The following is a 21004-nucleotide window of genomic DNA, read 5'->3' as shown; positions in this document are numbered from 1 at the left end:
AAAGTTGAAATTATAATTATAGAATTTGCAGGTATACTTTAGTTATAGGAGGCTTTCGAATGAATTTAATTATTTCTAAAAGATTAAAAGAACTTAGAAGAATAAAAGGGCTAAGTCAAAAAGAATTAGCTAAGGATATTTGTACGCAAGCTGTAATTAGTAATATAGAAAAAGGTGGTGTTATACCATCAAGTATTACTTTATTCAAAATAGCCAAAAGATTAAACGTCGACATAAATTACTTTTTTGATAATACGGTTACACATGAGGGGAAAAATCAAAACAACTTAGAAGAAATAAAACAATTAATTAGAAGTTTAATTAGAAAGAAAGATTATATATCAGTTAAATATATAACGGAAAATGAATTATCAAAAAATGATGTAAAAACGGAAGAGGATTTACAATTTTTTCATTGGCATAGAGCTATTTGTGAATATTATATTAATTCTAAGCCCGAGGAATCTTTAAATATTCTATATTCCATCTGCGATTTTGATTCTATTATTGAGCGAGATGAAATAACTAATCAAGAACTAGGGATTTTAAATAGTACCGCAATTATATATTTTGAGATAAAGGATTTTGAAAAATCGTTAAAAATATATGAAGCTTGTATTAATAAAATTCACGAGCCAAATAAACATATAGATAATCAAACTAAAATTAGATTTTTATATGGAATGGCGCGAACTCAAGCCGCTTTAAATAAAATAGAAGAATCAATATTAAACAGTAGACTAGCGATTCAAACTTGTATAGAAACTGAGAGTCTCTATTTATTAGGAGAATTAAATTTTTTAATTGGAAAAAATCTGGTGTGCATAGATAAAAAGAATGAAGCATATCACTATCTACAATTTTCTAAATCAATTTTCCAATTACAAAATAGATATGATTATATAAATGTTATAGAAAAGCTTGAATTAAAATTACAATAATAATAAACTTTTTCCGAAATATTACAAAATGTATGAAAAAGGAGGTGTCTCATGAAGGAAATAATAATATCATTATTTTTTTGTGTGCTTTTATTGTCTGCTTATAGCGAAGGGTCAAAACAAAAAAATGTGTTTTGAAGGAGTAGGTATTAATCATATTCAATTAGAAACTATCAATATTTTTTCTAATGATGACGATCTTCTGAGCGAAAATGGAAATGGAAGAGCGTAAATTAACGCTATCATTAATTACAAAGCTCTGATTATTATTGGGCTCTTGACGAATATCTAAGAAAGAGAAAGAAACGAAGTTGAGATTACAGTGGACTTTTTAACCCAATAATGGGTTCACTTATGGTCATTACACACATTTCCCTAATTTATCACTATTTGAAATTTTCCCTGAAATTTTGTCGGTGGTACTACATATTTTTTAAATATTCAACAGCTTCCTGAATTCTTTACGAGAATCGAAATTTTCTACACCTACTTTACGAAATGAGCCCATAGCGTTTACTGAAAGATTCGGATTCGTTTTTTACCGATTAATCCAATATCTAAAACAGCATTTTCAAAAATTTCCCTTGGCAATTTCCCTTTTTTATTTTCCTCAATAAAATGACGTTTACATTCATCCGTATGTGTGATTGCTTTCCCACTGATTGCTTGGTTAATGCGTATAAAAGTCATGCTTTTTCTTTATTTAAATTTGACCTAGATCTAATTTATATTAGCAATCAGAGCATATTCAAACCGTTTGTAGCTTATTATTTTCAATACGCAAACAAAGCGGTAAGCCTGTAACAATAAAGATTCTCATTCTATTCTTGTTTTATAATACCATATGGTGCTTATAGAAGATTTCACCCTCTGTTTTTTTTATTTTTTCATTGATTTGATTTTCTTTTTATATACTGCTAAACAAGGAGATACCTTTGTTAGAAATAAGCAATGAAATTGATCACTTATCTAAGGAGGCAATTCTTTGAAAAATAAACGATCTGGAGTGTTAGCTGCTACATTAGCGCTTTCGATGATCTTACCGACTGGAGTAATGGCGTTTTCTAGCAGTCAGACTAAGGTTGTATTTAGTCAAGAAGTAGCTAGTCAAGAACTGAAGGAAATTGCGAAGGAGAAGGCTGCGCTACTAACGAATTTCTATGAGACAACTAGCGTGCAGTATGCGCTAATTGATAATGGCAAACTTATTTTGTTGGGTCAAACAGGCAAAAACGATATGAATGGGAATCAGCCGCTGACCAAAGATACCCTATACGGGATTGGTTCAGTCAGTAAAATGTATGCAGCGGCGGCTGTGATGAAATTGGTCGACGAGGGAAAAGTCGATTTGGATGCTCCTGTCGTCCACTATGTTCCTGATTTCAAGATGAAAGACGAGCGTTACAAACGCATTACGCCACGTATGCTGTTGAACCACTCCTCCGGCTTACAAGGTAGTGAGTATAGTAATACATTTTTATTTAAAGATAATGATACCTTTGCCCACGATAACTTGTTAAGGCAATTGTCCAACCAGCAATTGAAGGCGGATCCTGGCGCATTCTCGGTATATTGCAACGATGGCTTTACGCTAGCCGAGATTATGGTGGAAAGAGTCAGTGGTATGAGCTTTACCGAATTTATACATCAACGGTTTACAGAACCATTAAAGCTAAATCATACGATAACGCCACAGGACAAATGGGAAGACGATAAGCGGGCAGGACTCTATTTTCCAACGTACCAAGGGCAACTTCCTACAGGATCGGTGAATGTGATTGGTACAGGAGGGATCTCTTCCACAGCAGAAGATATGGTGCGATTCTCAAAATTATTTATGAGACAGGGAAACGGTATCCTCTCTGATAAGGCAGTCAAGGCGATGGAGCAAGAGGAATATAAAAAAGGAATGTGGCCGGGGGATGGAGATAATAGTATCAACTATGGTCTTGGCTGGGATAGTGTGAAACTATATCCGTTTAGTGAATATGGGATAACAGGCTTGGCTAAAGGTGGATCCACGGGACTACAACATGCTTCACTGGTCGTACTTCCTGAACAGAAGATGGCAGTTGCTGTATTATCATCTGGCGGTAGCAGTACTACAAATCAACTGATGGCGACTGAATTACTGCTCGCTGCGTTGAAAGGAAAGGGCACAATTAAGGATATTAAGCCGAACAAATCCTTTGGTAAGCCGGTCAAGGCCAACATGCCTCAAGATGTAGCGAAGAAAGCGGGTTTTTACGGCAATAGTTTCAGTCATTTCAAAATAAAAATTACGAAAAATGGAGAACTGTTTTTACCATCTACCTCAGAAGAAAAATATGTATATACTGCGAATGGAAGCTTTATTAATGAGTCAGGTACCTCCAAGCTCAACTTCGTCACTGAGAAAAATAGACGAACATATTTGAAGGAGAGCACATTTATATCAATGCCTGGTTTAGGGCAAAAAGTAGTTACTCACTATTTAGCCGAAAAACTAGAAGATAACGTGCTATCGAAGGAAACCACTGCAGCATGGGCGAAGAGGGAAGGCGTCAAGTTCTATCTCGTAAACGAGAAATATAGTTCTGTTCAATATCTCGTACCAATCATACTTACAACACAAATTAATCGCAATGAAGGTCTAGAGGGCTATTGGGATGGCAGAAAAATTACAGGCCCAAATACGGCTGCGCATCAGCTACAGATCCCTGTGATGACAGGTCGTGATACGACGGAAACTCGTTTCTATACAGAAGGCGGTAATGAATACATGGAAATGTCTGGCTTGTTATACGTAAGTGAAACCAACGTAAAACCGCTTGATGCAAGCCAATCATCCAAAGTTACACTACAAGCAAATGGGCATGCGAGATGGTATACAATCCCGCAAGTAGCAGCGGGGAAAACGATGACCGTGGCGTTGCCATCGAAGAGTTCGTTCGCGGTTTATGATGAGAAGGGAGTAAGTGTCAACTTTACCGTTGTGAGTGGCGATAATAAAGTAAAATTGCCGAAGAACGGAACGGTTGTATTTGCTGGCGCGCCGAACTCGGAATTTGCAATTACGTTGAACTAACTACAATTTATGATTTACTTCAACAAAACCAGTAAGACACCGAAAAGATGTTTTACTGGTTTTGTTTGTAATTAAGCGTTATAGGATTTCTACCTTCTCGCCTGAATTAAGGTAAACCAATCATCCCCATTAAATTTACCAGAAACTCTATATATAGGCTGATAGAACCCCTTCGAGTCATACATATGCGAAAGCTTAATTGTTTCTACTTCAAGCCTGTCACCTTTTTTTATAACAAGTTGTTCTTCAGTTATCAGTGCATTTCTTTTTATTTGGGGAAATTCCCCTTGCTTTATTCGCTATACTTCTATAGGTGATAGTATGTTTACTTCCCGTATAAATTGCTTTTTTTGGGAGATTATATGTTAACGAATACACACTGCCATCTTGTTTAAGACCAAGTGTTAAATCTCCAGCCCAATAATCTATGCTTAAATCATCACTATTTGGAAGACTCCATTCAAATTGACCATTTTCCAATACAGTAAATTTAGCATCTTTGGGTTGTATAGCGAGTTCGTCTACAATTGCCTTTTCAATCATTGATTCTTGCGCTGTAAGGGAAGCTTGCTCTGGCGTATAATTGTCATCTGTAAACGACCAAAGTCCCTCTGAATCGATATACAGCGTGTATTGGGATCCTGACTTGTCTTCAAATAATATCTCACGATCACCATCAAAAACTTGAACATCCAACTCTCTTAATCCTAATTTCTGTTGTAACAGGGCTTCAACTCCAGCATTATTCATGATAATTTTTTTATGTACTGGGGCCACTGCCGGCTTTAGCCAGTAGACTAGCGGTTCAAACTCAAATTAAGAGCCTCTATTTATTAGGAGAATACACTTTTTAATTGAAATCTGGTATGCATAGACAAAAAGAATAAAGCATATCACTATCCGCAATTTTCTAAATCAATTTTTAATCACTTAATATACATTTTTGTATTAATATTACAAAAAAGGCTTGAATTAAAATTATAATAATAATAAAATGTTTATATGATATTACAAAAATTATAAAAAGAGGTGGGTTATGAAAAAAATAATAATATCATTATTTTTTTGTGTGCCTTTATGGGCATCTTATAGCGGAGGATCAATACAAAATATGTGTTGTGAAGAAGTAAGTATTAATCATATTCAATCAGAAAATAACAAGCTTTATTCTAATAATGACGATCTTCCGAGCGAACATGAAAATGGAAGATCGTAAATTAACGATATCATTAAATCCACTAATCAATTATTGGACTCTTATGAATATCAAAGTTTTATAGGTACGAAGGTTGAGATTACTGAGGACTTCTTAACCAATATACGGGTTCATTTATGGTCATTACACACATTACTTTTCCCCAAGTTTTTCATGTGAATTTTGTCAGTAGTATTACAGATTCTGATTTTTCAACAGGCCTTCCCTAATTTTCTTTATGTGCATTTTGTACACTTTCTACACCTGTTTTACAAAAAGGAACTCGCGAGCGTTTACCGGAAGATTCAATTCGTTTTTTACCGATTAATCCAATATTTAAACCTGAATTCCCTATAATTTTCCTTTGTAATTTCCCTTTTTCATTTACCTCAATAAAGTGACGTTTAAATTCATCCGTATGTGTGATCGCTTTTCATTAACTGTTTGCACATTAGGATAATGGGTATAAAAGTCATGCTTTTTCTTTATTTGAATTTGACTTTGATCAAAAAAGGGGAGGAACTCGTATTCAGTTTCTTTTAGATTGAATTATATTTGCTACCGAAAAAAGGGTTAATGAGAATTTCCGCTTGAGCATCCCCTGAAGAGTGAATTCTGTAGAAGAATTTTATATTAGCGATCAGAGATATTCAAACGGTTTGACCTTATTATTTTCAATACGCAAACAAAGCGGTAAGCCTGTAACAATAAAGACTATTCTATTCTTGAAGGTTTCTACTGTAAATTTTATTCTCTGTTTACTTTGTTTTTTCTTTGATTTTGCTTTGTTTATATATACTGCTAAACAAGGACAACAAGGAGATACCTTTTGTTCGAAATAAGCAATGAAATCGATCACTTATCTAAGGAGGCAATTCTTTTATGAAAAATAAACTATCTTGTGTGTTAGCTGCTACATTAGCGTTAACGATGAGCCTACCAACAGGGGCGATGGCGTTTTCTAGCAGTCAGAATACGGTTGTAGTAGCTAACCAAGAAGTAGCTAGTCAAGAACTGAAGAAGATTGCGGCAGAGAAGGCTGCGCTACTCACGCAGTCGTATAAGACGACTAGCGTGCAGTATGCGCTAATTGATAATGGCAAACTTATTTTGTCGGGGCAGACAGGTAAGAACGATATGAATGGGAAACAGCCACTGACCAAAGATACTCTATACGGGATTGGTTCAACTAGTAAAATGTATGCAGCGGCGGCTGTCATGAAATTGGTCGACGAAGGAAAAGTCGATTTGGATGCTCCTGTCGTCCACTATGTTCCTGATTTCAAAATGAAAGACGCACGTTACAAACGCATTACGCCACGTATGCTGTTGAACCACTCCTCCGGCTTACAAGGTACCTCAACAAGTAATGTATTTTTATTTAAAGATAATGATACCTATGCCCATGATAACCTATTGCGGGAATTGGCCAACCAGCAATTGAAGGCGGATCCTGGCGCATTCTCGGTATACTGCAACGATGGGTTTACGCTGGCCGAGATTTTGGTGGAAAGAGTCAGTGGTATGAGCTTTACCGATTTTTTACATCAACATTTTACAGAGCCCTTAAAACTAAATCATACGAAAACGCCACAGGATAAATTGGATGACGATAAGTTAGCTGGACTTTATTTCCCGACGTACCAAGAGCAGCTACCCATTGAATTTGTGAATGATATTGGTTCGGGAGGGATCTATTCCACGGCAGAAGATGTGGTGCGTTTCTCCCAATTATTTATGGGACAGGGAAAAGGAATCCTCTCTCATAAAGCAGTAAAGGCAATGGAGCAAGAGGAATATAGAAAAGGGATGTGGCCAGGGGATGGAGACAATAGTTTCAACTATGGTCTTGGCTGGGATAGTGTGAAACTATATCCATTCAGTGAATATGGGATAAAGGCTTTGTCTAAGGGCGGCGACACGACACTGCAACATGCTTCACTGGTCGTACTTCCTGAACAGAAGATGGCAGCGGCTGTATTGTCATCCGGAGGCAGTAGCACTACAAATCAAATAATGGCCAATGAATTACTGCTCGCTGCGCTTAAAGAGAAGGGCACAATTAAGGATATCAAGCCGAACAAATCCTTTGGCAAGCCAGTCAAGGCCAAGATGCCTCAAGACATAGCAAAGAAAGTGGGTTTTTATGGCGATAGTTTCAGTCATTTCAAAATAGAAATTACGAAGAATGGAGAACTAATCTTACCATCAAATCCAGAAGAAAAATTTGTATATACTGCGGATGGAAGCTTTATTAATGAGGATGGTACTGCCAAGCTCAACTTCGTCACAGAGAAGAATGGACGAACTTATTTGAGGGAGAGCATATATAAATCATTGCCAGGGTTAGGGCATAATGCGGTGACACATTATTTAGCAGAGAAACTAGAAGACAACATGTTATCGAAGGAAACCACTGCCGCATGGGCGAAGCGGGAAGGCGTTAAGTTCTATCTCGTAAACGAAAAATATAGTTCTGCTGAATATCTCGTACAAATGCTGCTTACCACACAAATTAATCGCAATGAAGGGCTAGAGGGCTATTGGGACGGCAGAAAAATTACAGGTCCGAACACGGCGGTGCATCAGCTTCAAATCCCCGTGATGAATGGCCGTGATATGACGGAAGTTCGTTTTTATACAGAAGGCGACAATGAGTATATGGAGATGGCTGGATTGTTATACGTAAGTGGATCCAATTTCAAGTTGCTTGATACAGGCAGAACATCCAAAGTTAAGTTGCAAGCAAATGGGCATGCGAAATGGTTTTCAATCCCGCAAGCGGCAGCAGGGAAAACGATGACCGTGGCGTTGCCATCGAAGAGTTCGTTCGCGGTGTATGATGAGAAGGGAAGATGTATTAATTTTACTGTTGTGAACGGCAATAACAAAGTAAAACTGCCGAAGAACGGAACGGTTGTATTTGCTGGCGCGCCGAACGCGGAATTTGCAATTACGTTGAACTAATTACAATTTAAGTTATACTTCAACAAAACCCGTACAACATCGAAATGATATGCTCCCTATTAGGTAGACAGATTAAAAAATAAAATCTGTTTATCTAAGGGGAGTATTTTTTATGATCCTAAAGACACATTGAGGCGTATTAAAATTTTTGAACCTAAAGGGGAATCCCAACAATCATGGAAAATGATTGCTGGGACATCTATTCCTTTACTTATGTGGAAGATAGTCTTGACCGTTAACGGTTATTTTCGAAGCAGAGATGAGAACTTCTTTATTTGCTTTAAAATAAGGTTCTAAAATATCGTAAAATTTTTTCCACTTATCCCCAACTTTTGCTTGGTCTTCTATTTTATCTAGCTTTAAGATTTCCTCATAAATCTGTTTTAATTGCTTGCTATCCGCTTCACTAATTTTGAACTCAAAGTCAGCGTCAACCATAAATTTTTCAAATGTTTGAGGCATTGTAAATAAATCGAGGATGTAATGGAATTCCTTCCATAATTTATCGTACAATTCAGGGTTGTCATCTTTTTCAGCTTTTTGGGCATCTTCATAAAGAGTTTTTAGTTTTGCTAAAGATGCAGCAGGGATATCAAACTCAAAGTCAGCCATGAATTCTTCAAATGTTAGAGGCGGAGAAAGTTTATCTAAATATGGTTTGAGGATTTCATGAAATTTCTCCATTTTTTTGTTAGCTTTTTCCTCTTGACCATCTTTTTCAAGCTTTACCCATTCCTCATAAATAGCTTTAAGCTGTATTTTATCGTTTTCTGCAATTACTATATTATTTTCACCAAATTTATAATCCCCTAGATATTCTTCAAATGTTTGGGGCTGCCAATTAGCTAAAATATACGGTTTAGTAATTTTACGCATCTCTTCAAAAATTTTACCGGCTTCCTCATATTTCTTTTCAGCCTTTTCTAGCTCTTTACTTTCCATAGCTTTTGAAGCTTCTTTTTCTAGCTTTCTCATTTCATTATACATTTTCTCTAATTTTGTTAAATCATCTTTTGATACACCTTTAGGTAATTCCTTTTTATAAACTTCGAATGTGTAGAAGTCTAAATAATCCTCTACGACGCTGCCTTCAACTGTAATTTCCTGTCCTTCTACTAAGTTCATCTTTATTAGCTGTTCTTTAGAAAATTTATAGAAACTAATATAGTATTTTTTTCCATCCCTACCTTTTAAGTCAACTCCGTCTTCACTGATGTTTTTGATCGTTCCTGTTATATGTTGTTCAATTTGAATAGTGACACCATTTGTTGGTTCTATTGAAGTAGCACCTGCTTGAAGGGGCGTCAGAACAGCCATTCCTATCGTTAAAGCAGAAGCAACCACCCAAGATTTTTTAAACGGTTTTTTCATGAACATGTCTCCTTTTTTTTATTCTGGAAATTTTAGTTTCCAATATTTGGACGAATTTCAAAACAAAAAGGTTCTCTTTTTTGAAAAAAATAAAAATTTAAAATATTCCGTTTAAATACTTAGGAATTTGAACAAACAATCTGAGGAGTTTAATGTAAGTAAAGCCTTCTAAATATTTTTATTGACACACTAATTCACCCATGCTAAATTATGTTCAATAATTAAATTCAGTGACGAGAAAATGTAAGATAAGAACCCTGTTGTACAGAGAGTCGGCGTTTGGTGGAAGTCGAAGAACAGATTTTATCCGAAAATCATCTCCGAGAAGCGAAGCCGAAAATCTAGTAAGCTTTGACGGATTTCCACCGTTACAAGGAACACGTATGATAGTACGTTGACAGAGAGCCGAATTGTTTCATTTAAAGAAACTTGAGGAATATGGGTGGTAACGCGAGTATAAACTCGTCCCTATTTAGGGACGAGTTTTTTTTATGCCAAAAAGGAGAGACAGAACATGAAAAAATCGACACTTATTTTGCTGGAATGATGTTTTTAGGGGATAGATTTAATAGATTCACTATCTTCCATTTTAAGAATGTGTTTTTGCTTAATGGAGGTTTAAAGGTTATGAAAAATATAATCGTCATCGCAAGTTCGTTAATTGTGGCATTTGCCTTTAACTTTTTTTGGTCCCTTATGGGATTTTAAGTACCATCACGAGTTGGTGGCTACAGACATGAGACAAAACACATTATTAAAGATGATCGTTACTCGTGATGAAACAATTCAAATTATAAAATTGTACATAACCATAATGATAACTCTTTTATTAATATTTTTGAAACAGTTGAGGTTGACATTGAATTTGCTAAAAATTTGGAGGTTTTAAGGTGAGTAAAAAAAATGTGTTATTTTCAGGATTTATGCTCTTTTCTTTGTTTTTCGGTGCAGGAAATTTAATATTTCCACCATATCTTGGGATGGAGTCCGGCAGCTACTATGTTATTGCGATAGCAGGGTTTATTTTAACTGCAGTCTTCTTGCCCTTTTTGACAATTATATCTGTCTCACTATCCGATAATGGACTATTATCAATTGGGCAACGTGTTCACCCTGTCTTTGGTCTTGTTTTTGCAATTGTTATTTATATGTCAATTGGTGCCTTTTATGGTATCCCACGAGCGTCGAGTGTTGCGTACGAGTTAGGCTTTATGCAAGTATATAGTGCCGAAGGCCGTCTACCTTTATTTTTGTTTTCAGTCGTATATTTCGGCGTAACCTATTTACTTAGTATAAATCCTAAAAAGATTATTGATCTCGTGGGACAGTTCCTTACACCGGCATTGCTCACTATATTAGCGATATTATTTATTCGTGCCTTTTCGACATTTAATTATAAGGATGCACCAGCCGTTGAAAAGTTCAAATCAGCTCCTTTTCTTGAAGGTTTTTTGGAAGGTTATTTCACAATGGATGCTGTCGCAGCCCTTGCATTTGGAATTGTCATCATCAATGGGTTAAAAGATAAAGGGGCAACTGATAAAAAAGATTTGATTCGAGGAACAGTCAGTGCTGGTCTCATTGCAGCTGTAGGTTTAATCGTCGTTTATCTATCACTTAGTTGGATTGGACGTGTACTACCACATGACGAACCACTTGAAAATGGGGCAGAAATATTAGTCTTAGCCTCTCAACAGTTATTTGGATACGGAGGTAATGTATTATTTGGATCAATTGTTATCCTTGCCTGCTTAACTACTTGTGTTGGCCTGACCAATGCCTGCGCCAGCTTTTTTAATAAGATTTTCCCAAAGTTGTCTTATAAAAAATTCGTAATCATTTTCATAGTTATCGGTATGCTATTTACAAACTTTGGCCTAGACCTGATACTACAAATTGCTACACCATTACTTGTTTTCATTTACCCAATATCAATTGTGCTTGTTATCCTATCATTATTCCAACACTTCTTAGGAGAGAGCAAAAAAATGTATGTACTTGCCGTTTCAGTCGCAACATTATTTGCTTTGTATGGAGTGCTAGATACTTTTAATATCCATATTAAAATACTGAACTCCTACTTAATGTTACTACCTTTGTATGAAAATGGTCTTGGCTGGACTGTACCCACACTTTTGGCGGCAGTGACTGGATATGTCATTGATATTAAACAAAAAGAGGTTGTATATCGGTCTAATTAGTTTTATGCACTTCAAAACTTTGTTTAAATGGAGGAAATACAATTCGTAATACCTACCTGTTAGAGATTACGCCATCAATACAGGGGGATGGTAGAACATCTTTCAATTAACTAAGGATAAGAACATGGAAGGTATCGTTGGTAAACGAGGCAATTCCACTTATAAGACTAATCATAGATCGCATAGTTGGTTAAAATACAAACACTTTAAAGGTTATAAAGAATATCCATTTGCGATAGTGGTAGGGACTCAAGTAAGTAAAGGTAAATATAGACATATTGCAAATGTTGAGTTTGGTTTCAAACCTGAAGAAAAAGCAGCATTTCGTCAAATTGCTAAACAGATTGTTACCAATGTAGACCAAGATATTATATGGTTTGAGCCTAGACTGTATTGCAAGGTTCAATATTTAGAGAAAACAAATTCTGGATCATTACGGATTGTATCGTATAAAGGTTTTAGTTTTGATAAAGCTCCTGAGTATCTTATTTCTTGAGATACAGGAAACAAAGGTCAAGGATATATATGAAGAATGTTTCGATGGAGTGTATGATAGTTAGACCTTAACTTTATTAACCAGAAAATACCTACCCTAAATTATAATCGGGTAGGTTTATTTTTATTTTAGGAGTCATCACGCCAGTTAGTAATAACAAGAAATTCCTCGACCATCTCATTCGGAGAAGTGATAGGAGGGTTCACCTCTCGAACAATCAGTGATAGTAAATCAGCCCATGAATTTAGGTGCCATCAGTAAAGGAGCGGACAGAAAAAATCACTCATGTCATAACGAGTGATTTTTGAGAATTCATATCTACATTTATTAAATGGTTAGGTTCATAACAATTTGCTCACCAATACGTCCCATTCTTCTTTCCCCGTTATCGACAAAGCCAGCTTTTAAATACAAATTTTGAGCCGGAATATTTTTATGATTAACGACTAAAACAACTTCATTATATTCTTTAAATTCCCTCTTCATAAATTCAGACAATGCTAACATCCCTTTTTTGGCGTACCCGTTTCCTTGTTGTTTATGGTCAATAGATAATGCAGTAAGCAGCATAGCATTTGGATTATTAGAGTATTCTTTTACTCTTTCTGTTGCGTACAGGACAAAAAATCCTACAGGTACATGGTCACTCAAAATAACAATCGGATATTGACCAACCATCTCTATAGAAATTTCTTTTGGAAGGGCAGTAAATTGCCTTTGTTCTTCCGGAAGCTCAAAGGCATTCAAAATAGCCACATACTCTTCTGAGAAATGTGCTAATTCAATGATGTTCGTTTTTTGCATAAAATTGCCTCCTTTTTTATCATTTTAATATCAGAACAAACGTTCGTCAAGAGACTTGATTTATAAATGGTATGTAATTTCTTTAGTTTGATGGTTAAATATAGTTAATCAACATTAAAAGAAAAAATAGGGGGCGTAAAAATGGTTTCACTTAAATATGACGTAGGGGAAAACGAGCTAACAATGTTAAAAGAAGTTTATCAATCAGTAGGGCGGATGAAACATGATGAACGTATTATAAAAAAAGTTTTCAATGCAAGTACACATCAAGTTTTCGCAGTAAAAGATCATAAAATTATAGGTTTTGCGAGAGCTCTTTCAGATGGAGTATTTAATGCTGCGATTTATGATGTTGTAGTACATAAAATTTATCAAAGAAGCGGGATAGCTAAAATTCTTTTAGAGGATGTTTCTTGTATTCAGCTAATTGCAACAACAGGAAATGAACCTTTTTACGAAAAGATCGGCTTTAAAAAATTGAAAACTGGTATGGCCATATATAAAAATCCACAACTAGCAGAGGAGTATTTGGAAAGCAATAATCCATGAGGAAGAGAATACAAAAAAAGCTGTAGCGTACGGTATCGCTACAGCTCAATTTGACTTGCTTAGGTTAGTCAGTAAAGCGATTATATCATACAATAGAGCAAACTAAAAATAACAACAGCTATATTTGATAAAGTATTTAACATAAGGAAAACTTTAAAGAAATCACTTGTTTTCAATTAAATACTTCGCTACCTTATTTGAAGTTAATCACCTAAACAAAGATGCCGAACCAAACGTGAATTCTTGTGTTTAATGAAAAAAATTATCCTTTGTCCTTGAATCTCCAGTAGCGTTACCTTTTATGATGAATTTAGTTACTAACTTTAAATGGTAACAATTAAAAATATGCTATTGGAGGAAAAGCACAGTGAAAAAAGAGAGTATATTAAACAGAGGATTGGCAAGTTTAATGCACCTGTTCTCGCTATTATTAACCTTTATTTTACCTATATTGGTATACTTAGTATCAAGGAATAGGAATAAATATTTTGCTGACCATGCAAAAGAGGGAATGAACCTTCATTTTACTTTCTTCCCAGTTTTTTTGTTATTAACTTTTATGTCTAAAAAATGGAGCGCAGTTTCAATCCTGTCTTTTGCCCTTATTATTCTTGAAACAATATTAATTTTAATTGCAGCAATTTATACTTTAAATGGAAAAAAGTTTTCTTATCCCGTTATACGATACTTTAAAGTCAATCATTAAGGAGAGAATAATTTGTCGGAGAATGGTATTTTTACGATAGGTCAACTTGTGCAAACGTCTGGTGTTAGTATTAGAACCCTTCGATATTATGACAGCATCGACCTATTGAAACCAAGTGATTATACAGAGGGTGGACATAGATTATATACTACAGAGGACCTATCTACTTTACAAAACATTAAGTCATTGCAGTTTCTAGGCTTGTCGCTAAAGGAAATTAAAGACATACTGCAAAAAAACACTGTTAAAGGTGAAATTATCTTAAAATCTTTAAACGCACAAAAACAGTTATTTGAAGCAAAAAAGCTTGAAATTATAAATACATTATCTGATATAAATCACATTATTGAAACAGTGAAAGATGAGGAAATCATTAATATCGAGATATTTTGTGCTATGCTTCAAAAATTAATGTTTGCTGAAAATACTGAAACATGGTTTAAAGAACACTTCTCAGATATAACTGATGAATTATTTAGTATAAATAAATCCGAAGAAATTGATCTAGATAAAAAATGGACTAAAGTTCTATCAAAAATTAAACATTTAACATTTATAGAAGCAATTCCTTCTTCAAAAGAATCTCAAGAAACTGTTAAAACACTTCTGCAACTTATGAATGAAACATTGAAAGGAAATTTAGATTTGGTTGAGAAAAAGCTACCATTCACAGAATCATTCAAATTTCCCAATCCTTTTACAGAAAAGGAGCAAATATTTTTAAAAGAAGCGATATGTATATACCGAAATAATTGTTCCAACACCCAGACAATGATAAAGAATTAAAATATGAAAATCCGGCAATAAAAAGCCAGTTGAAAAATTGCTAGTATGAAAAATTAACCCCCAATTACGCCAGTGATTGGGGGTTAATGGGAATTTGATCTAAGTCATGAAAAACTCAGGGGTTACGCCAAAAATTTGAAGGGGAAGATATCTTGTACCCCTTAAGTTTACGCTGTAGCTGGTATATTCTTTCGGATTCTTATGGTATTAGATAATCGATTCCTTGTGGAAGGCACGCTAGACAGTTGACTGGACATACCAGAGTGATAAGCTCCACTACAGTTTGTATCAATTTTTTATAGTATCGTTTTTGACTCAAAAAAATGTTACACGCCCTCTATTAGTTAAAAGGATACTTACTTAACCAGGATTTTGTCCGTGACTCTATGCTACATTTAAATTTTTAAGCTCCTATAAAGCCTCAAACTTTACACCACATTGACAATCATATTTAAAGTTTCTTGTACATACCTATACTTAAATTCTCAGTAAAAATTTTATTGATGAAAATTAAGGAAATTTTCATTTTTTTCTAAGAAAAAAGTCAACTTCTTTAGCTATACTTATAAAAAAAGGAAATTTATGAAACCGTTTGAATATTTAAAACGTATTGGTAGTGTGGAAGAATATTGAAGTGGGTGAGGACATGGCATATACCATTTACATAGTATTAACAAAGACAGGTACATTACTATCAAAAGCTATAGGCATGTATACTGGAAAAGAGATGAATCATGCGTCCATTGCTTTTGATGAGGAACTTTTTGAAATGTATAGCTTTGGACGTAGACAATTAAATAATCCTTTAAGTGGGGGCTTTTTGCAAGAGGATGCAGAAAGAGGGCTATTTGAAACAGCTGATTGTGTAATTTATCGTTGTAAAATATCTCAGTATCAATACTTAGAGATGATGAAAATCGTACGTTATATGTATTGGAATCGTGATCGCTATAAATATAATTTTATCGGGCTCTTTGGCGTTATGATGCAAAAGGAGGTACGAAGAGAGCGTGCTTATTTTTGCTCACAATTTGTAGCGACTCTTTTAAAGGTTGGTGGGCTGAAAGTTTATCAAAACCCAGCATTAATGACACCCCATTGTATCGCACAATTACCTTATTTAGAAAAAGTATATGCTGGGAAGCTTGCAGATTACTTACAAAGTGTGCGTTCAACAGCGATGTTATACGGTTAAGGCGAAATCTTGAATCATTCAACTTATTTTTATCCACGCTATAATAACGCCTCGGCGCATTTAGATATCCGTTGAGGCTTCATATTTAGCCATGTCTCTATGGATTGCCATAGGACTTAGTAACTTTTACTCAATATCCACCATCGATTAATAAAAAAATCTAGTAAGATTAGAGGTATTAAACTAGGTATTATTCTCTTTGGAGTGTGTTATATACTTTATAGTATAATTATAGGTAATATAGAAATACGTAGGGGGCGTTGATGATGAGCGAAGAAGTAAATGCATATGGTTGGGATGCGATTGATCAGGAATTATTAAAAGTTTACGGAGGACAGGAGCCGAAGCATTATGGAACTGTTATTCCATATTTATTAGGGGGAGAAGATCCACTTGAAGGAATCAGCGCCTATAAGAGTGAGACACCAGTTCCACACTGGCATTTTGTAACTTATGGATTTTCCGAGTTATATGAAAAAGAATCTGAAGATGCGAAATACAGCGGATATGGGTTTGAGTTAACATTTCGTCTTGCTCGAAATGAAGATGAGGAGGAGCCACCAGCGTGGGCGCTAAATTTGCTGCAAAACATGGGAAGATATGTTTTTGACAGTGGCAATGTTTTCAGAGCAGGCGATTATTTGGATGCTAATGGGCCAATCTGCGAAGGTGCTGATACGCTTTTAACGGCGCTTGCATATACGTTAGATCCCGAGTTACCTGCTATTGATACACCAAATGGACAAGTGGAGTTTATTCAAATGGTAGGGATTACAGGCGATGAGCTTGAGGCGATGCAAACTTGGAATACGATTGGTGTACTAAAGGCAGGTCTAGAATATATCCCGAGCTATGTTACTGACTTATCTCGTGCATCTCTTTTACAGATTTCATCCATTGCTGAAGCGGTAGAAAAAGGAATGGCGGAAGAAGGCTCAAACACTGGCTATTTATTTGTGGACCAACTAGCTTGGGAGCAGGGGAAAACAGGGTTGTTCAGCAAACCGCTTAATAAGTTGACGCTAGGGGCAAAGCAAGCAGGAATAATCGGTAAACTATTACGCGGACGGATTTTAAAAGGGAAAAGGCTAACCTTAGTTGGTCGAGAAATCCGAGTTGTTTTTGAGCCAGGAGAAAAATGTGGCTATAGAGTAGAGGAAGCGGATGTTACCATAACTTTAAATGAAAAGGCAGTTATGGAACTCCATCAAAACTTGATGCCACAAGAAAAAGAATTTGAATTATCTTCAATACCGGAACTTTCACTCTTAATTGAAAAAACATATATTAAAGATCAGCAAGGAAACATTGTGGAAACAATCGGATGATAGAATATAATCTCCCGCTAAAACGAACAAAATATCCAAATGATATGAGTTTGGGTTCGTATAAAAGTGGGAGGTTTTTTATTATTTTGGGACGAAACGAGGATGCTGGCGATATATCGGTTTACTCGAATCAAAGGATGATTACCGTAAGGAGAGTGGACAAGATACCGTTTGCATTAAAAACAGTGATATGGCCGAAGAGCCTTTAGAGAAAATATCATACCGCAAGGATTTCTTTCCCGTTTATTGGGTAAATGACATGAGTATTGGATACCAGCATTTTTATGTAAAAGCTACGCATTTGCCTACAGGGAAGATTCCTACCTCCCTGTATTTTGGTGACAATAGAGGAGATTGGGCGTCACGTGGCGTTCCCGTTGTTAATGTCATGGAAAGGTTACCACCTGACTTAACCGTTTGCTTGAGAAACTGTTCTGTTATCGCAAACTATATCGTAGTATTCTTTATTTAATCCAAAAACTCCGAGCGGATTAGTTCGCCTGTTCGATAGGATAAATACTTAGCACTGTATAAAGGACGTTATTTACAATGTTCAACCTTATAGTTCTAGCTTTTCTGCTATAATGAATGACTGATAGGGGTGATAAAAATACATATCGTCATAATTGAAGGCGTACCATATGATTGGTTGAAGCAATTACAGGAAATTCATGCACATGTATTTGATGGGGCAAATCTACCACTAGAAAAACTTGAAAGTAAAGAAGGACTTATTTGTTTATTAGCAGTAGAAAATAAAGATATCCTAGGCTTTAAACTGGGCTATACACATCCTGATGGCGTTTTTTACAGTTGGTTAGGCGGTGTCCATGAAAAGAAACGGGGTCAAGGGATTGCCAGTCAATTGATGGGGCGACAGCATGAACATATACAGGCACTTGGATTTAAAAAAGTTCGTACATATGGTAGAAGTGAGCGAAAAGCAATGCTCATCACAAATCTTAAACATGGATTTGATATTATTTCCACTTTTGTGGATAAGAAAAATCGACATAAAATCGTGTTTGAAAAAACATTGGAATAGGAGTTTTATTATGAAGGCATACTTAGCAAATGGATTATTTTCTTTAGGAGATCGTTTAGTCAACGAGCAACTCGCTGCGGCAATTAGAGAGGAAGTACCAGGTATTGAATTATATGTACCACAGGAAAATGATGCGATAAATGATAAAGCGGCATATGCTGATAGTTTGGCGATTGCGCAAGCGGATTTAGAGATGCTGCAAAAAAGCGATGTATTAGTGGCCGTTTTAGATGGGGTTGAGATTGATTCAGGTGTAGCAGCAGAGATTGGAGCATTTGCGATGTTGAATCGACCAATCGTAGGCGTCTTTACAGATGTTCGTCAACAAGGCCGGGATAATATGATGAAAATAGAAGCACTTATACACGACGGGGTTGAAAATCAATTTGTTTATCGCAATTTATTTGTGATTGGCTTAATTAAGCGCACGGGAGTGATTACGACTTCCATTGCTGAAGCTGTTAAAGCCGTTGAAAAATATAAAAAATAGGAGGGCTATTGTATGTTACTATCAACTACAGATATTATAGCAGGAAAAGAAATTGTAGAAACTATAGGTTTAGTAAAAGGTAATTCGGTACAATCGAGAAATATTGGCCGCGATATGATGGCTGGACTTCGCAATATTGTCGGAGGAGAGATGAAGGAGTATGCAGAAATGCTCACTCGCTCTCGAGAAATAGCCACACAAGCTATGGAAGAAGAAGCAAGAAGACTAGGGGCAAATGGGATTGTTGCGATAAGATTTTCAACATCATCGGTCATGGACGGCACATCAGAAGTATTAGCGTATGGAACTGCAGTAAGAGTAAAGGAATAATCCGCTAAAGATTCTGTCTAGGTTACACATTTTCGCATAAATACTCATTTTGCTGAAGTTTCGTTTTATCTCAAAAAATTCTATGTGACATGGTTGATTGGCTTTCGCGCAGAGCAAAGCTATCCGAGGCCGCTGATGCCGAGTCGCTCAGTCTCAGCGGTAGCAACAACAAAATGCTCAGTCGGAACGGAAATCAACCTTTCACTTTGCTGAAGAGCAAACATGACATTGGTATTTCATTGACATAATAATGAAGGACTTCAATCACCGAGATTGAGGTCCTTTTTATCTGCTTATACGGAATTAATTGTAAAAATAAAGTGAATTATAACAAAAGTATAGAATGTCATGCCAATTATACCAATAAAATAGAAATTCCGTAGTTAAAAGGACTAATAGTGTCCAACTCTTTTTGTATAATAGAAAAGTAACTTTGAAGAGAGAGTGGGATATATGGTAGATTCACAACAACACAAAGGCTATCGCGTCATTTCGATGTTTGACAGACTAATGGATGGTCAAGGAATTAACAAAAAACAAGAAGCAATTACACATAATGTTGGTGAAAAAACCATACAACGGGATTTGAATGAAATTCGAGCGTACCTAGAAAAAGCTAAATTGGATTGCCATTTAGAATATGTGCGGACGGAAAAGGTGTACAGGCTGACAAATAAAGGAGAAAGTATTTTATCAAAGGAGCAAGTTTTAGCGATTGTTAAAATTCTCATCGAATCAAGGGCACTGCTAAAATCAGAAATGAGTGATATTATAGATAAGCTTATTTCGATTGTTGCGGCTGATAAGCAGGAGTTTATTCACAATATTATTTTAAACGAAAAGCATTTGTACGTAGATTTAAATCATAAAAAGTCTTTACTGCCTTTAATCTGGGTTCTATCAGAGGCGGTTCAAAAAAAGAAGATCATTAAAATTGATTATTTACGTGAAGGTGAAACAATTCCTACAGAAAGGATTTTAAAACCACTTGCCGTTATTTTCTCGGAATACTACTTTTATTTAATTGCTTATGATAATAAGCATGAAAAGGATTTGCCCATTGTTTATAGAGTCGACCGAATTCAACATTTTTGTGAGCTTGATAAAAAATTCCAAATACCATATGCCGAACGTTTTCAAGAAGGAGAATTTCGCAAACGTATTCAGTTTATGCATGCAGGCGAGCTAATGCGTATGAAATTTATCTTTAAAGGACCGTCCCCACAAGCTGTGTTAGATCGTTTGCCAACAGCAAAAATATTATCTAAAAAAGATGGGCAATATTTATTTGAAGCAGAAGTTTTTGGACATGGTATTAAAATGTGGTTGCTGAGCCAAGGGGCAGACATTGAAGTGTTAGAGCCAATTGAGCTTAGAGAAGAGATGATTGAAACGATTCAATCGATGCAACAAAATTATCGCTATATATAAAAACAAAAAAAGGTAAAAATCCGTGTAGATACTAATCGAAGCGGATTTTTACCTTATAAGAGTGAAAAATACCTTGCGAATTCCGAAAATTCGCACATAAGT

Annotated in this window: 19 protein-coding genes and 1 other annotated feature; of the genes, 15 read left to right on the top strand and 4 right to left on the bottom strand. The window is 35.6% G+C overall.

Annotated elements, in window-relative coordinates:
* Window positions 1–59: 59 nt before the first annotated feature.
* Window positions 60–941: a helix-turn-helix domain-containing protein gene (locus MY533_RS12300; RefSeq protein ID WP_248716182.1), complete on the top strand. Its 882-nt coding sequence runs from the start codon at window positions 60–62 to the stop codon at window positions 939–941.
* A gap of 513 nt (window positions 942–1454) precedes the next feature.
* Here the strand turns inward: MY533_RS12300 and MY533_RS12295 are convergent.
* A complete protein-coding gene (locus MY533_RS12295; RefSeq protein WP_248716181.1) occupies window positions 1455–1631 on the bottom strand; it encodes a hypothetical protein in 177 nt (58 codons plus the stop codon).
* 295 nt (window positions 1632–1926) lie between these two features.
* Here MY533_RS12295 and MY533_RS12290 point away from each other — a divergent pair, with 295 nt between their 5' ends.
* The gene (locus MY533_RS12290) at window positions 1927–4008 is read left to right on the top strand and encodes a serine hydrolase domain-containing protein (RefSeq protein ID WP_248716180.1); all 2082 of its coding nucleotides are present in this window, start codon (window positions 1927–1929) and stop codon (window positions 4006–4008) included.
* Window positions 4009–4254: 246 nt separating this feature from the next.
* On the opposite strand, the gene MY533_RS12285 is transcribed toward MY533_RS12290, so the two are convergent.
* Complete coding sequence (locus MY533_RS12285) at window positions 4255–4704, bottom strand: hypothetical protein (protein ID WP_248716179.1); 450 nt, start codon at window positions 4702–4704, stop codon at window positions 4255–4257.
* 340 nt (window positions 4705–5044) lie between these two features.
* Here MY533_RS12285 and MY533_RS12280 point away from each other — a divergent pair, with 340 nt between their 5' ends.
* Window positions 5045–5224, top strand: a complete 180-nt coding sequence (locus tag MY533_RS12280; protein ID WP_248716178.1) for a hypothetical protein — start codon at window positions 5045–5047, stop codon at window positions 5222–5224.
* Window positions 5225–6085: 861 nt separating this feature from the next.
* Window positions 6086–8170, top strand: a complete 2085-nt coding sequence (locus MY533_RS12275) for a serine hydrolase domain-containing protein (RefSeq protein ID WP_248716177.1) — start codon at window positions 6086–6088, stop codon at window positions 8168–8170.
* 207 nt (window positions 8171–8377) lie between these two features.
* Here the strand turns inward: MY533_RS12275 and MY533_RS12270 are convergent, their stop codons facing one another.
* Window positions 8378–9541, bottom strand: a complete 1164-nt coding sequence (locus MY533_RS12270; RefSeq protein WP_248716176.1) for a hypothetical protein — start codon at window positions 9539–9541, stop codon at window positions 8378–8380.
* Window positions 9542–9762: 221 nt separating this feature from the next.
* Window positions 9763–10014, top strand: a binding site (T-box leader).
* A gap of 417 nt (window positions 10015–10431) precedes the next feature.
* On the opposite strand from MY533_RS12270, the gene brnQ reads away from it, so the two are divergent.
* Entirely contained in the window at window positions 10432–11742 is a 1311-nt protein-coding gene (brnQ, locus tag MY533_RS12265) for a branched-chain amino acid transport system II carrier protein (RefSeq protein WP_248716175.1), read from the top strand.
* A gap of 124 nt (window positions 11743–11866) precedes the next feature.
* Complete coding sequence (locus MY533_RS12260; RefSeq protein ID WP_248716174.1) at window positions 11867–12238, top strand: ATP dependent DNA ligase; 372 nt, start codon at window positions 11867–11869, stop codon at window positions 12236–12238.
* Window positions 12239–12565: 327 nt separating this feature from the next.
* Here MY533_RS12260 and MY533_RS12255 read toward each other — a convergent pair whose 3' ends face one another.
* Window positions 12566–13042: a GNAT family N-acetyltransferase gene (locus MY533_RS12255; RefSeq protein WP_132361014.1), complete on the bottom strand. Its 477-nt coding sequence runs from the start codon at window positions 13040–13042 to the stop codon at window positions 12566–12568.
* 141 nt (window positions 13043–13183) lie between these two features.
* Between MY533_RS12255 and MY533_RS12250 the strand changes: the two genes are divergently transcribed.
* From MY533_RS12250 to MY533_RS12210, 9 genes are all read left to right on the top strand, one after another.
* Window positions 13184–13591, top strand: coding sequence for a GNAT family N-acetyltransferase (locus tag MY533_RS12250; RefSeq protein WP_248716173.1), 408 nt, complete (start codon window positions 13184–13186; stop codon window positions 13589–13591).
* 367 nt (window positions 13592–13958) lie between these two features.
* Window positions 13959–14297, top strand: coding sequence for a magnetosome magnetite crystal formation protein family (locus MY533_RS12245; RefSeq protein ID WP_248716172.1), 339 nt, complete (start codon window positions 13959–13961; stop codon window positions 14295–14297).
* A gap of 12 nt (window positions 14298–14309) precedes the next feature.
* Window positions 14310–15083, top strand: a complete 774-nt coding sequence (locus MY533_RS12240) for a MerR family transcriptional regulator (RefSeq protein ID WP_248716171.1) — start codon at window positions 14310–14312, stop codon at window positions 15081–15083.
* 646 nt (window positions 15084–15729) lie between these two features.
* The gene (locus MY533_RS12235; RefSeq protein WP_248716170.1) at window positions 15730–16278 is read left to right on the top strand and encodes a hypothetical protein; all 549 of its coding nucleotides are present in this window, start codon (window positions 15730–15732) and stop codon (window positions 16276–16278) included.
* A gap of 266 nt (window positions 16279–16544) precedes the next feature.
* Window positions 16545–17606 carry a suppressor of fused domain protein gene (locus MY533_RS12230; RefSeq protein WP_248719206.1) on the top strand — a complete coding sequence of 354 codons (1062 nt, stop codon included), beginning with the start codon at window positions 16545–16547 and terminating at the stop codon, window positions 17604–17606.
* A gap of 601 nt (window positions 17607–18207) precedes the next feature.
* A complete protein-coding gene (locus tag MY533_RS12225; RefSeq protein ID WP_248716169.1) occupies window positions 18208–18651 on the top strand; it encodes a GNAT family N-acetyltransferase in 444 nt (147 codons plus the stop codon).
* 10 nt (window positions 18652–18661) lie between these two features.
* Window positions 18662–19141 carry a nucleoside 2-deoxyribosyltransferase gene (locus MY533_RS12220; protein ID WP_248716168.1) on the top strand — a complete coding sequence of 160 codons (480 nt, stop codon included), beginning with the start codon at window positions 18662–18664 and terminating at the stop codon, window positions 19139–19141.
* A gap of 12 nt (window positions 19142–19153) precedes the next feature.
* Window positions 19154–19471, top strand: coding sequence for a YbjQ family protein (locus tag MY533_RS12215; RefSeq protein ID WP_142509504.1), 318 nt, complete (start codon window positions 19154–19156; stop codon window positions 19469–19471).
* Between the two features lie 453 nt (window positions 19472–19924).
* Window positions 19925–20902 carry a helix-turn-helix transcriptional regulator gene (locus MY533_RS12210; RefSeq protein ID WP_248716167.1) on the top strand — a complete coding sequence of 326 codons (978 nt, stop codon included), beginning with the start codon at window positions 19925–19927 and terminating at the stop codon, window positions 20900–20902.
* Window positions 20903–21004: the final 102 nt, after the last annotated feature.

Origin of the sequence: Lysinibacillus sp. Ag94, assembly GCF_023242215.1 — a bacterium.
GTDB lineage: Bacteria > Bacillota > Bacilli > Bacillales_A > Planococcaceae > Lysinibacillus.
This window is presented reverse-complemented; position numbering and strand designations above follow the sequence as displayed.

Coding starts and splice junctions, on each gene's coding strand:
- MY533_RS12300 (WP_248716182.1), top strand. CDS start 60: ATGAATTTAATTATTTCTAAAAGATTAAAAGAACTTAGAAGAATAAAA.
- MY533_RS12295 (WP_248716181.1), bottom strand. CDS start 1,631: ATGACTTTTATACGCATTAACCAAGCAATCAGTGGGAAAGCAATCACA.
- MY533_RS12280 (WP_248716178.1), top strand. CDS start 5,045: ATGAAAAAAATAATAATATCATTATTTTTTTGTGTGCCTTTATGGGCA.
- MY533_RS12275 (WP_248716177.1), top strand. CDS start 6,086: ATGAAAAATAAACTATCTTGTGTGTTAGCTGCTACATTAGCGTTAACG.
- MY533_RS12270 (WP_248716176.1), bottom strand. CDS start 9,541: ATGAAAAAACCGTTTAAAAAATCTTGGGTGGTTGCTTCTGCTTTAACG.
- MY533_RS12260 (WP_248716174.1), top strand. CDS start 11,867: ATGGAAGGTATCGTTGGTAAACGAGGCAATTCCACTTATAAGACTAAT.
- MY533_RS12255 (WP_132361014.1), bottom strand. CDS start 13,042: ATGCAAAAAACGAACATCATTGAATTAGCACATTTCTCAGAAGAGTAT.
- MY533_RS12250 (WP_248716173.1), top strand. CDS start 13,184: ATGGTTTCACTTAAATATGACGTAGGGGAAAACGAGCTAACAATGTTA.
- MY533_RS12235 (WP_248716170.1), top strand. CDS start 15,730: ATGGCATATACCATTTACATAGTATTAACAAAGACAGGTACATTACTA.
- MY533_RS12230 (WP_248719206.1), top strand. CDS start 16,545: ATGAGCGAAGAAGTAAATGCATATGGTTGGGATGCGATTGATCAGGAA.
- MY533_RS12220 (WP_248716168.1), top strand. CDS start 18,662: ATGAAGGCATACTTAGCAAATGGATTATTTTCTTTAGGAGATCGTTTA.
- MY533_RS12215 (WP_142509504.1), top strand. CDS start 19,154: ATGTTACTATCAACTACAGATATTATAGCAGGAAAAGAAATTGTAGAA.
- MY533_RS12210 (WP_248716167.1), top strand. CDS start 19,925: ATGGTAGATTCACAACAACACAAAGGCTATCGCGTCATTTCGATGTTT.